The sequence below is a fragment of the Faecalimonas nexilis genome, from assembly GCF_059731825.1.
Genome location: NZ_AP029189.1, coordinates 1590320 through 1603464, shown reverse-complemented (window position 1 = coordinate 1603464; position 13145 = coordinate 1590320). Strand labels below are relative to the sequence as shown.

The 13145-nt window shown below is 41.8% G+C and carries 13 protein-coding genes; all 13 read right to left on the bottom strand.

The window, feature by feature from the left end; genetic code table 11:
* Window positions 1-645: a vitamin B12 dependent-methionine synthase activation domain-containing protein gene (locus tag AC6I5B_RS08065; RefSeq protein ID WP_004613841.1), complete on the bottom strand. Its 645-nt coding sequence runs from the start codon at window positions 643-645 to the stop codon at window positions 1-3.
* Between the two features lie 18 nt (window positions 646-663).
* Window positions 664-1530: a methylenetetrahydrofolate reductase [NAD(P)H] gene (gene metF, locus AC6I5B_RS08060; protein WP_004613842.1), complete on the bottom strand. Its 867-nt coding sequence runs from the start codon at window positions 1528-1530 to the stop codon at window positions 664-666.
* A 29-nt stretch (window positions 1531-1559) separates the two neighbouring features.
* A complete protein-coding gene (gene glgA / locus AC6I5B_RS08055) occupies window positions 1560-2996 on the bottom strand; it encodes a glycogen synthase GlgA (protein ID WP_044987726.1) in 1437 nt (478 codons plus the stop codon).
* 84 nt (window positions 2997-3080) lie between these two features.
* On the bottom strand, window positions 3081-3872 hold the full coding sequence (gene spo0A / locus AC6I5B_RS08050; protein ID WP_022250941.1) for a sporulation transcription factor Spo0A: 792 nt from the start codon (window positions 3870-3872) through the stop codon (window positions 3081-3083).
* 112 nt (window positions 3873-3984) lie between these two features.
* On the bottom strand, window positions 3985-5049 hold the full coding sequence (gene spoIVB / locus AC6I5B_RS08045) for a SpoIVB peptidase (RefSeq protein ID WP_004613845.1): 1065 nt from the start codon (window positions 5047-5049) through the stop codon (window positions 3985-3987).
* Window positions 5050-5130: 81 nt separating this feature from the next.
* Entirely contained in the window at window positions 5131-6807 is a 1677-nt protein-coding gene (recN, locus tag AC6I5B_RS08040) for a DNA repair protein RecN (protein WP_117787197.1), read from the bottom strand.
* Between the two features lie 37 nt (window positions 6808-6844).
* Window positions 6845-7294: an arginine repressor gene (argR, locus tag AC6I5B_RS08035; RefSeq protein ID WP_004613847.1), complete on the bottom strand. Its 450-nt coding sequence runs from the start codon at window positions 7292-7294 to the stop codon at window positions 6845-6847.
* A gap of 4 nt (window positions 7295-7298) precedes the next feature.
* Window positions 7299-8111: an NAD(+)/NADH kinase gene (locus AC6I5B_RS08030; protein WP_144166741.1), complete on the bottom strand. Its 813-nt coding sequence runs from the start codon at window positions 8109-8111 to the stop codon at window positions 7299-7301.
* Window positions 8112-8127: 16 nt separating this feature from the next.
* Window positions 8128-8937 carry a TlyA family RNA methyltransferase gene (locus AC6I5B_RS08025; RefSeq protein ID WP_004613849.1) on the bottom strand — a complete coding sequence of 270 codons (810 nt, stop codon included), beginning with the start codon at window positions 8935-8937 and terminating at the stop codon, window positions 8128-8130.
* A gap of 19 nt (window positions 8938-8956) precedes the next feature.
* Entirely contained in the window at window positions 8957-10825 is a 1869-nt protein-coding gene (dxs, locus tag AC6I5B_RS08020; RefSeq protein ID WP_118208357.1) for a 1-deoxy-D-xylulose-5-phosphate synthase, read from the bottom strand.
* A gap of 13 nt (window positions 10826-10838) precedes the next feature.
* Window positions 10839-11729 carry a polyprenyl synthetase family protein gene (locus AC6I5B_RS08015; protein ID WP_004613851.1) on the bottom strand — a complete coding sequence of 297 codons (891 nt, stop codon included), beginning with the start codon at window positions 11727-11729 and terminating at the stop codon, window positions 10839-10841.
* The gene (xseB, locus tag AC6I5B_RS08010) at window positions 11719-11937 is read right to left on the bottom strand and encodes an exodeoxyribonuclease VII small subunit (protein ID WP_004613852.1); all 219 of its coding nucleotides are present in this window, start codon (window positions 11935-11937) and stop codon (window positions 11719-11721) included. Before xseB ends, AC6I5B_RS08015 begins: the two co-directional genes overlap by 11 nt.
* Window positions 11921-13141, bottom strand: coding sequence for an exodeoxyribonuclease VII large subunit (xseA, locus tag AC6I5B_RS08005; RefSeq protein WP_044987730.1), 1221 nt, complete (start codon window positions 13139-13141; stop codon window positions 11921-11923). Before xseA ends, xseB begins: the two co-directional genes overlap by 17 nt.
* Window positions 13142-13145 lie beyond the last annotated feature (4 nt).

Here is a 13145-nt window from a genome sequence, read left to right as displayed (position 1 = left end):
TTAACTCCTTCTGTATATACAATCTAATTTCTGACATTCTTCGCAGCCTTTGATATGGCATGGCTCCTGTGTGCTGCTGATCCCAATCACAGCCGTCACAGACTTTGTCGGGGTAAGCATATAACTCTCTGTCATCGTCAGTCCTATCGTCTTTGCAGCATCAAGCATGCGTAAGATATCATCCTGATGTAAAATGGAGTAATCTCCATACCCCGGACTGAATCTTGGGCGAAGATATAACTGCTCCTTGCGCAGACTTTCGGCAATTTCATTTTGTGCCTTATCACAATATTCCTCCAGCATCGCAGCTGCACACGCCTGCAGAACAACTGCCTTCGCCATATCCGTCAGACTGTATCGTTTCATAAGCACATCCACACCGGTCCCGAGTGTCGCTCCAAATACGACTGCCTGAGAACAGCCCTTCAAGTTCTTATATAGATTTTTACTTTTAATTTTCATTTTTCCTATGCTAAGCTCATTCGTATCCGGAAAAGTAGTTTCAAAAATGCGATAGGTGAATTTTGCATTTACGATGTGTTCCAATTCTTTGAAAGAATCTTCCACCAGCTGTAATGTTCGTTCATCTATCGCATGTCTTCCATATCCAAGATACCGAACGGCTTCTCTCGTTCGTATATCCATAATACCCTCTAATTTCGTTTATTTGATAATCTCTGATAAGTTTGTCATGATTGCAGCTGCAATTTCCGGCTTATTCATAGAATAAATATGAATATTCTGAATACCATTTGCAATCAGATCGATAATCTGATCTGTCGCATAGGCAATTCCCGCCTGCTGCATCGCTTTTGGATCATCTCCGAACCGGTCTACTATGGCACGAAATCTTTCAGGAAGGATTGTTCCCGAAAGTTCACAGATACGAGCGATCTGCTTTCCATTCGTGACAGGCATAATTCCTGGAAGAACAGGAACTGTGATTCCTTTCTCTCGAATCCGGTACAGGAAATTGTATAAAATCGAATTGTCAAAAAACATCTGTGTCGTCAGAAAATCTACGCCGACATCCACTTTTTCTTTCAAGTGCGCAATATCCTCTGATTTGTGCTCGCTCTCCACATGTCCTTCCGGATAACATGCTGCCCCGATACAAAAATCTCCCTGTGATTTGATATCTGCAATCAGCTCACTTGCATATTTATAGTGGTTGGGAATCGGAAAAGCTCCATCTTTTGGGATATCTCCGCGAAGTGCCAGTATATTTTGAATTCCCTGTTCCTTTAACTGCTCAATGACTTGTCTTACTTCTTCTTTTGTGGAAGAAGCGCAAGTCAGATGCGCAAGACTTGCCACCCCAAGATCATTCTGGATATGAGATGCAATCTTGACTGTATTCTTGCTTGTCCCGCCGCCGGCTCCATAAGTCACACTGATAAAGGAAGGCTTTAAAGCCGCAATCTCTTCTGTTGCTTCCAATACTTTTCCGTATCCGGCATCTGTTTTTGGGGGAAATACTTCAAACGAAATATTCACTCTGTTTTCTGATAATCTGTCTTTAATTTTCATGTCCAATCTCCTCCGGTCTCTTCTTTTGTCTATAAAGTGTTGTATAAATCCTCATATTGTTTTGCAGAATTTTTCCATGAGAAATCTTTCTGCATCGCCCGCTCTGCAATCTTATTCCAGTCGCGTTTTTTATCGTAATAAATCTGCTCTGCATACCGCACAGTATGCATCATCTCATGCGCATTATAATTGCAGAAACTGAATCCTGTTCCCGTCTTTTCATATTCATTATAAGCTTCAACTGTATCCTTTAATCCTCCGGTCTCTCTCACGATCGGAACTGTTCCATATCGAAGGCTCATCAGCTGACTAAGTCCACAAGGCTCAAATAAGGACGGCATTAAAAATGCATCACAGGCAGCGTAAATCATATGAGACATTGGTTCAGAATAATAAATCTGAGCCGATACTTTTCCCGGATATTTCCATGCGAAATGCCGGAACATGTTCTCATATCTCTCCTCACCGGTTCCAAGTACAACGATCTGAATCTCGTCCTGACACAATTCGTCTAACACATATGCGATCAGGTCAAATCCTTTCTGGTCAGTCAATCTGGAGACAATACCGATCATCATCTTCTTTGCATCAACTTCCAGCCCAAGCTGCTCTTGAAGTGCAAGTTTATTTTTCACCTTTTCTTTTCTAAAGTTCTCTACTGTATAATTTCTTGCAATATGGATATCCGTGCCAGGATTATATTCTTCATAGTCAATACCATTGACAATTCCGGACAGACTGTTACTTCTTGCATTCATAAGTCCGTCCAGTTTTTCTCCGTAAAATGGTGTCTTAATCTCTTCGGCATAAGAATTGCTCACTGTCGTCACGCGGTCTGCATATACAATACCTCCCTTCAACAGATTTGCATCTTTATATGCCTCCATCTTGTCCGGCACAAAATAATAATCCGGAAGCCCTGTAATCTCTTTTACTTTATCGGTTCCCCACACGCCTTGGAATTTCAGATTATGTATCGTCATAACAGTCTTAATCCCCCGATAAAATTCTCCACCATAACGGAAATTGTCAAGATATACCGGAATCAACCCAGTCTGCCAGTCATGGCAGTGAATGATATCTGGTCTGAAATCTATCAACGGTAAGATGCTGAGCACTGCCTTTGAGAAGAACGCAAATTTTTCAATGTCCCAAAGCATATCACCATAAGGCTTGAACCCCGCAAAATATTCCTCATTATCTACAAAATAGAATGTCACTCCGTCCAATTCAAGCTCCAGAACACCTACATAACGGCTCTGCCAGTAAAAATCCATGTAAAAATGTGTCTTGTACTGCAACTGATTCTTCCATTCTTCTTTTATACACATGTATTTTGGCAGTATTACTCTGACATCATACTGTTCTTTGTCAAAATTTTTGGGCAAGGATCCGACAACATCGGCTAACCCACCGGTTTTAATAAACGGCACTGATTCTGAAGCGGCAAATAATATTTTTTTCATGACCTTCCCTCCACTCATTTTTATAGCACTTTCTTTCTATTATACCGAGTGCAGCCCAAAGGGTCAATAAAAACTCCTGTATATTTATGCGTGCTTTTTTTCTAATCGGATTGTATCGGATACCAAAGCGATAAATTCTGAGTTCGTCGGCTTTCCTTTTCCATTGCTGACAGTATATCCAAACAAGTCATCTAAAATATCTAGTTTTCCTCTGCTCCAAGCCACCTCAATCGCATGTCGAATTGCACGTTCTACTCTGCTTGATGTTGTACGATATTTCTTCGCCACTGTCGGATACAGTATTTTCGTGATCGCGTTCAGTACATCCATATCTTCCACAGCCATCATAATCGCATCACGCAAATAGTGATATCCTTTGATATGTGCCGGTATTCCGATTTCATGAATCATATTTGTCACACGACTCTCCAAACTTTCTTCGTCAATCTCTCTTCTGCATTCGGAAATATTTCCCACGGGCGTCTTTTCATATTGTATTTCTCTGTGTGTATGTTTGATTCTGTTTAATACCATTTCATTGTTAAACGGTTTCATGATGTAGTAGCTTGCCCCTCTTTTAAAGGCGTCTTCTGTAATTCGTTCCTGTCCAATTGCTGTTATGATAATAAAATCTGGCATTTTTTTTAAGTTTCTATCCTCCTGTACAAGTTCCATGACACTTAAACCGTCCATTTTCGGCATGATCAGATCTAATAATACGACATCCGGCTCCTTATTTTTTATGATATGATACATATCTTCTCCATTATCAGCCTTTCCGACAAGTGTCAATTCCTCGTCATTATTTACAATTTCCTCCAAAATGTTCAAAATCCGCTCATTATCATCAGCAATTGCCACGTTTAACCGTCCCACTTTATTGTCCTCCTACACTCTTAATCTCTGTTTTCAATCACAAATCCTATTATATCTTCCGTCATTTTGGCGTGCAAGCGAATGTCGTCGTAATATTTCGACATTTCTCTTTCTATTCTATATTTTTCAACATATTCTCTATAAATATTCCGTATCCTTTTGTCGCATCTTGTACAAACACGTGAGTTACTGCTCCGACAAGTTTTCCGTTCTGTATGATTGGGCTGCCACTCATTCCCTGAACAATTCCCCCAGTCAGATCCAACAATTCAGGGTCTGTGACTTCCAGCACAATTCCCTTGTTCACTTCCTTACAAAATAAGTCTACTTTTGTAATTTTTATCTGATAATCTCTCACAGTTCCATCCACCGCACAGCGAATAAAGGCATCCCCTGTCTGTATCTCTTCTTTCTTTCCAATTGTCATCGGTGTCTGTTCGGCAAACAGAGCGTCAATCTTATCTACGGTTCCATAAATTCCCGCCTCTGTGTTTTTTGCAATTTTCCCTAATATATTATAGCGGTTATAGACGATAATCCCTTCCATGCCGCCCGGATTTCCACTTTCTCCCTTTTGAATATCTTTTATACTCGTCTCGTATAATGTGCCATCCGTAATATCGAGCAGCTCATTTGTATCCACATCATGAATTCCGTGTCCCAATGCTCCAAATTCGCTGTTTCCAGTCAAAAATGTGATGGTGCCAAGTCCCTGCGCGTTATCTCTTACCCAAATTCCGAGCTTATATTCTTTTTCAGTCACTTTTACCGGTTTCATCTTTACCTCAATTACTTCCTCTTTTCTTCGCACTTTCAGTATCACTTCCTCAGATGTAAGATTCTTTATTTCCTCCAGCAATTCTTTTTTATTTGCAACCGGCTTTTCATTGATACCAACAATGTAATCCCCTGCCTTTACCAGATGTTTGGCCGGTTCATAATTCAATCCGTCAAGCCCTTCAAGCGCTTCTGTTCCAAGAACCATTACACCATCTGTCTCCATATAAATGCCAATGGGCATTCCACCCGGTATCAACAGATCACCGGATGCCGCTTTTGCGCTGACTTCTTCCTTAGAATACATCTGTTTTGCATTCCGTATACTAAATCCGCCTCCCACAAACAGGCCAAACAACAATACCATTATTAAAAATCTTCTATACCAGCGTTTTTTCATATCACATGTCCTCCTGCTAAAAAAACAGATGCAAAATGCATCTGTTTTAGTATGTGATATTCTCTTTTTTTCACTCTGGTATTATTTTGTACGTTCTGCCAATTCTTTCATCTCAGCTGCACTTTGCATAACAGTATCTGTAATCTTTGCACCTCCAAGAATTCTGGCAAGCTCTTCAATTTCCTGTTCTTTACTTAATCGGAAAATTTTACTTTTTGTGACACCATCCTCCACCTGCTTTTCAATCGCGTAATGTGCATCCGCCATCGCTGCAATCTGCGCAAGATGGGTAATGCAGATCACCTGATGATTTCGTCCGATAAAAGACATCTTTTCAGAAACCTTCTGAGCGGTTCTTCCGCTGATTCCCACATCAATCTCATCAAAGATCAATGTCTCTATCTGGTCTTTCTCAGCCATCACACTTTTAATTGCGAGCATGATTCTTGACAGCTCTCCTCCCGATGCAACATCGCCGAGCGCTCTCACCGGTTCTCCGGGATTCATGGAAATCATAAATTCAACTTCATCTGTCCCCTGAACTGTATAAGTCCCAAGCTCACGAAACACAATTTCAAACTGCGTATCTAAAAAATTCAGATCTCGAAGCCCTTTTCGAATCGCTTCTGCAAGCTTTACGGCTTCTTCTTTCCGCAGTAAAGACAACTGGTTAGAATAGTGTTTTACTTCTGCTTCGGTCTCTTCCACTTTTTTTTGTAACTGCGCCAGATACGCATCATAATCCTGCAGTTTTAATAGCCTTTCCTCTTTTTTATCACAATATTCTAAAATCTCTTCAATAGAATTTCCATATTTTGCCTTCAAACGATTGATCTCATTCAATCGTGTCTCCACTTCAAAAAACGTCTCTTCCGAAAAATCAAAGGACATTTTGTAGTCTGACAATTCTCGGTTAAAATCATTCAAAAGACTATCTATCTCCGCAAGCTGCTGAAACATATCCTGTGCCTGCTCATCGCAGCCTGCCGCCTCCTGCATACAACGAAGCGCCCTGCTGATTGCCTCGCTTGCCGTCTCTGAGTTCGTTCCACCGGTGTACTCATATGCCTCTTCCAAATTTCCCACGATTTTCTTTCCATTCGTCATCCGGCGATATGTTTCCTCCAGTGTCTCATCCTCCTGTCTTGAAAGCTTCGCCTGTCTGATCTCCTGAATTTCAAACTCTAAGAACCCGATCTCCTTATTGCGTTCCTTTTCATCTGTCAACGCCTCTTCAAGCTCTTCTTTCTGCTCTTTGTAAATCAAATAAGCCTTTGCAAGCTTTTCTTTCACCTGCTTAATGTTCTCTTTTGCAAATGCATCTAAAATTGTCAGATGATTTTTTTTATAGAGCAGGGACTGGTGCTCATGCTGTCCATGAATATCGATTAAAATCGACGCTGCTTCTTTTAAAAGCGCAATCGGAACCGTCTCGCCATTGATCTTACTGATACTTCTCTTACTCATAAGTTTTCTGCTAAGAACAACGACTCCATCTTCCGGGAAAATATCTTTTCTTTTCAGCGCCTCCGCCTGTGTCTTATTTTCCACAAAAAATGTTAGTTCCACATATCCATATTCTGCACTCTTTCGTATGATATCAGCGGAATATTTTCCTCCCAATGCAAGATTGACAGAACCAAGAATAATTGATTTCCCGGCGCCTGTCTCCCCTGTCAAAATATTCAGCCCCTTTGTAAATTCCACTTCAATCTCATCAATCAATGCAAGATTTTTCACATACAAATTATGTAACATATTCTTTCTCCCAGACTCTCTTTTGACACATCTTGTCTTACATTACAATTTTTCTGATTTTGTCCATCACGTTCACTGTATCATCTGTCGTCCGTATTGCACACATAATCGTGTCATCTCCTGCAATACAACCGACCACTTCATTCCAATTCATCGCGTCAATTGCCGCCGCCACTGCCATTGCCATGCCGGAAACAGTTTTGATCACCAGTATATTTTGAGCCATGTCCATGGAAACATATCCGTCCTTTAAAACCCTCATATATTTCTCGCTCATCGCCGTTTCAGGTGTCTTCAAAATCGTATATTTCTGTCTTCCGCCCTCAGTTGGAACCTTTGTCAGCTTCAGGTCTCTGATATCTCTGGAAACTGTTGCCTGTGTCACCTGAAATCCTTCCTGATTCAAGCGCTCTGCCAGCTCCTCCTGTGTCTCTATATTATGCTTATTGATGAGCTCAACTACTTTTGCATGTCTTTTTCCCTTCATTTTTTCAGCTTCCTTTCATCTTTTTCCTCAACGTCTCTAAAAAGCTTATTTTGCTCAGCTTAAAAAGTTTCGTGGTATCTTCCGCCCTTCTTATGACAATCTGATCCCCTGTATATATTTCAATTGTCTGTTCTCCATCAAACGAAACTGCTGCAATCTCTGTCCGGTTATCTCTTCCTTTTTCAATCTCCACAACAATCTCATCCTCAGCCGACAGCACAATACTTCTTGTATTTAAGGCGTGAGAGCAGATTGGTGTCACAACAATCATAGATGCGGTAGGCTCTACAATCGGACCACCGGCAGACAAATTATATCCGGTCGAGCCGGTTGGGGTAGAAATAATCACTCCATCCGCCTGATATGAATTCAAAAGTTCTCCATTCACGTAAATATTAAAATGAATGATCCGAAGAGCTCCTGCTCTTCCCACAACAATATCATTGAGCGCTACATCTTCCTGACCTTTATTCAGAACTCCTTTGAGCATCATTCTTGCCTCAATCTCCGGAGTCTCTTCAAAAAGCTGCTCCAGTGCCTGCTCAATATTTTGCACTTCCACTTCCGTCAAATACCCAAGCGTTCCCAAATTAATCCCAAGAAGCGGTGCTTTGCAGGTACGCAATTCTCTTGCAGCACGAATTAAAGTTCCATCGCCGCCAAGTACCAGGACGCATTCCGTATCCTTTGGCACACTCTTACCATCTGACGCTACAATACACTGTCTGCCATGCTGTTCGATATATCGTTGAATCCGATGTGTTGTCACAAGCTCCCTGTCTTTGCTTTGGTTTGTAATGATATAAAACTTATCCATCTTCTATCCTCTATTTTTATTTTGCCAATGTGGAAAAGGCATTCTCCACAATCTGCTTCCAGTCAATCTCCACGTGTTCGATTGTATCTGTCTGTTCTGTTTTCTGCAAATGCACAAGATATTCGATATTTCCTTCCGGACCTTTGATTGGAGAAAAGTCAAGATTTAGCACTGAAAATCCGATAGACAGTGCATAGGACAGCACCATCTCAATCACTTCATAGTGCGTACTTTTTTCACGTACTACACCCTTCTTTCCTACCTTTTCTCTTCCAGCCTCAAACTGCGGCTTGATCAGTGCCACGATCTGACCATCCTCTTTCAGATAATTCCGAATCGGAAGCAATACCTTTGTAAGTGAAATAAAGGAGACATCAATCGAAGAAAAATCAATTTCTTCTCCCAGATCCTCCGGTGTCACATAACGGATATTTGTCTTCTCCATGCAGATAACACGATCATCCTGTCTTAATTTCCACGCAAGCTGTCCTTTTCCGACATCAATGGCAAACACTTTTCTTGCCCCGTTTTGCAGCATACAGTCTGTAAAACCACCAGTCGAAGCGCCCACGTCCGTGCAGACTTTCCCTTCCAGACAGACGTCAAAATTGGCAACTGCCTTTTCAAGCTTCAAGCCTCCACGGCTGACATACGGAAGCGTATGCCCTTTAATCTCAATCTGCACTTCATCCGAAAATGTTGTCCCTGCTTTATCCTCTCTTTGTCCTTCCACAAACACATTACCGGACATAATGATCGCCTTTGCCTTTTCTCTGGACTCTGCTAAATTCCTTTTTACCAGTAATACATCTAATCGTTCTTTCATATACTCTCCTAAATCATCTTCATTTCAATGCGTCATATGTTGCAACAATTTTCTCAACAATCGAATCCGCATCCAGATGCACTTCTTTTCTCAACAACTCCACATTACCATGTTCCACATATTCATCCTGAATACCATTTTGCAATACGCAGACATCCATTCTTTCTCTTGCAGCATAATTGGCAATTTTCTCGCCATATCCGCCATCTAAAAGGCCTTCCTCAATCGACACAAAAAGTCTGTGTGCTCTGCTCATCTGTTTCAGGATATCCTGATCAAATGGTTTGACAAAGCGCACATTGATCAGACTGCAATGATATCCTCTTTCTCTTAGCTGCGCACACACTGCCTCCGCAGTCTCCATCATATGCCCAACAGCAAAAACTGCGATGTCCTGTTCCTCATAAATAACTTCACTTTTCCCATATACGATCGGCTCCCGGAATTCCTGCAGTCCGTCATACGCCGCTCCCCTTGGATATCTGATGGCGATCGGTCCGTGAAATTCGATTGCAAACCGGATCATATCCGCAAACTCCCATTTATTTTTCGGGGACATCACTGTCATATTCGGGATTCCGCTTAAATATGCAAGATCAAACAGTCCCTGATGTGTCTCCCCGTCATTTCCGACAAGTCCCGCCCGATCTACCGCAAAGACGACCGGCAAATTTTGCAGACAGACATCATGTATCATTTGATCATACCCTCTCTGTAAAAAGGAAGAATATACAGCAAATACAGGTTTTAGCCCTGCTGCTGCAAGTCCTGCTGCAAAAGTAACCGCATGCTCTTCTGCAATTCCGACATCAAAAAATCTGTCCGGATATTTCTTTGCAAACGGTGTCAGACCCGTCCCGTCTTTCATTGCTGCAGTGATTGCAACAAGCTTTGGCTCCTCTTTTCCCATCCTGTACATCACCTTTGCAAAAACATCGGTATATGTGTCTTTGTCACCAGAAGATTTCTGCTGTCCAGTGGCAATATCAAACGGACCTGTCCCATGAAATTTGGAAGGCATCTTTTCCGCCGGAAGATATCCTTTTCCTTTTTCTGTCAAGACATGGACAAGCACAGCATGGTCAATCTTCTTTGCTTCCTGAAAAATTTTATATAATTTTTTGATATCATGACCGTCGACAGGACCCAGATAAGTGATTCCCATATCTTCAAACAACATCCCAGGTACAAGCAATTGCTTGATACTGTTTTTTGTCTTTCGAATATGTGACACGATCTGATCTCCAACACACGGCACTTTCTGTAATGTCTTTTCTACATTTTTCTTCAAATCTGTATAGGCATGTGCTGTGCGGATTCCATCCAGATAGTTCGACATTCCTCCGACATTTTCAGAAATCGACATCCGATTATCGTTTAATACAATAATAAAATTGCTCTTCAGATGAGAGGCGTTATTCAACGCTTCATAAGCCATACCTCCGGTCAGAGAACCGTCTCCGATCACTGAGATGACCTGATAATCTTCTTTCAGTATCTCTCTTGCCTCCACATATCCCAGTCCTGCCGAGATTGAAGTAGAACTGTGTCCCGTATCAAATGCATCACATGCACTTTCTTTTCGTTTCGGGAAACCGCTCATCCCCCCGTACTTACGCAGATCATCAAATCCTGCTTTTCTTCCTGTTAAAATCTTATGTGTATATGCCTGATGTCCCACATCCCATATAATTTTATCTTTCGGAAGTGAAAACGCCAAATGCATCGCCATCGTCAGTTCCACTACACCTAGATTGGAAGCCAGATGTCCTCCCGTTTTACTGATCTTTTCAACCAAAAACTGACGAATCTCTTCTGCCAGCGTATCTAATTCACTTTCCTTTAGTTTTTTAATATCATCTTCTTTTTGAATTCGCTCCAATACCATAAGAGCACCCCTTTTATTTTTCTCTGTAAATTAATTCTTTTAAAAGCATCTCCAAAAACTGATTTTCCCCTGAAATGCTGTGTAATAAATGAATCGCTTCCATGGAAAGGCTCTCCACAGCCTCCTTTGCGTTTTCAATTCCAAGCAACGTCACATATGTCGTCTTTTCATTCTTTTCATCGCTGTGAATTGGCTTTCCAAGCACTTCCACCGTGCTTGTCACATCCAAAATATCATCCTGTATCTGAAAAGCGACTCCCACATATTTTGCAATCTGTTCTATCTTTTGCACTTCTGTCTCAGAAGCGCCGGCAAGCACCGCTCCGATCATCATAGCACACTCGATCAGAGCACTTGTCTTCAGCTCATAAATAAAATCCAACACTTCTTTGGAAACAGCTTGTCCTGCACTCTTGACATCGACTACCTGTCCCCCGATCATGCCGTAAATTCCAGCTTTCTCAGAAAGGATTCTCATCGCCTGACCAATCTCTATGCTCTTTTGCGGACACATTGCAAACGCCTTTACAGCCGTCTCAAAGGCAAAATTAAGAAGTGCATCTCCCGCCAGAATCCCCATTGCCTCACCGTACACAACATGTGTAGTCTTTCTCCCTCTGCGGTAGTCATCATTGTCCATCGCCGGAAGATCATCATGTACAAGTGAATACGTGTGAATCATCTCAATCGCTGCCATAAACGGCTCAATAAGTTCCTCATCACCGCCAAACAATACATATGTCTCTCTCATCAGCATCGGCCGGAGACGTTTTCCACCGGCTAGAAGACTATACTCCATCGCCTCCATGATCTCTTTTTGGAGACCTTCTTTGACCGGCAGATATTTTTTTAAAATCTGTTCTATCGCTGTTATTTTTCCGATTCTTTCTTCCTTAAAATTCATGCTCTTCACCATCTTTATCCAATATCATTACTTTTTTCTCAATCGTCTCAATCTTATCATTACATATCTTCAGCAATTCCATTCCTTCATGATACAATTGAAAAGAATCCTCAAGCGAAACAGCTTCTCCCTCTAATTTTTTTACTACTTCATCTAACTGTTCAAATACGTCCTCCAGAGTCTGATCTTTTTTATTTTCTGCTTCCACAATGTTCCTCCTTATGCGTATCTTCTACTCTTGCTTTGATCACACCGTCTGTCACATATACATTCAGTGTCTCTCCATTTGCCGTATCTGCGATTGTCTTCACCACTTTGCCATTTTCCGTTGATACATAAGCAAATCCCTGATTCAGCTTTGCCAGCGGCGAAAGTCCTTTCATACGTTCGATATAAAAACCAAATCGGCGTTTTTTATCGTCAATCTTTCTTTCCATTGTCTGTCTGAGCCGCTCTTCCAATTCCACCGTTCTTTGCTGTTTGTCCCGCAGTTTATTTTGCGGATGCAGATACTTTAATTTCAATGCATACTGCCCGGTTTTTATCTTTTCCCATTCTGCTTTCTGATGTATTGCTTTACGTATCTTTATTCGATATTCTTCAACTCCGTTTAAAAATGTCTCATATTCAAACACCGCAAGTTCAGCCGCCGCAGAAGGCGTTGGCGCCCGCAAATCTGCCACATAATCTGCGATAGTTGTGTCCGTCTCATGCCCCACCGCTGAAATAACCGGAATCCGGCATTCAAAAATAGCTCTCGCAACAATTTCTTCATTAAACGCCCAAAGATCTTCTATAGAACCGCCGCCGCGCCCTACAATGATCAAATCTACTCCTTTTTTTTCAAGCGCCGCAATTCCTTCTACAATACTTGCAGCCGCCCCTTCTCCCTGAACCAATGCAGGGTATAAGAGTAACTGCACATACGGGTTTCTTCTGCCTGCAACATTGATAATATCCCGAATCGCCGCGCCTGTAGGCGCCGTCACAACGCCGATTGTTCTTGCAAACTTCGGAATCGGCTGCTTGTACTCCTCGGCAAACATTCCCATCTCGCCCAGTTCCTGTTTCAATGCCTCGAATCTCTCATAAAGTGCTCCGGCTCCATCTAGAATAATCTCTTTTGCATAGAGCTGATATTTCCCATCCCTCTCGTATGTGGTTATATTGCCAAGCACAATTACCTGCTGTCCTTCCCGCATCCGAAACGGCAAACCGCCTCTCTGTCCTGCAAACATAATACATGCGATCATCCCGGACTCATCTTTCAGTGAAAAGTAAATATGCCCGGACGTATGATATTTACAATTTGACACTTCCCCTTTCACATAAATCCGGTTCAGCATAAAATCCTGTGTAAACATATTCTTGATATAGGCATTGACCTGTCCAACAGAATACACATTGCGCATCATA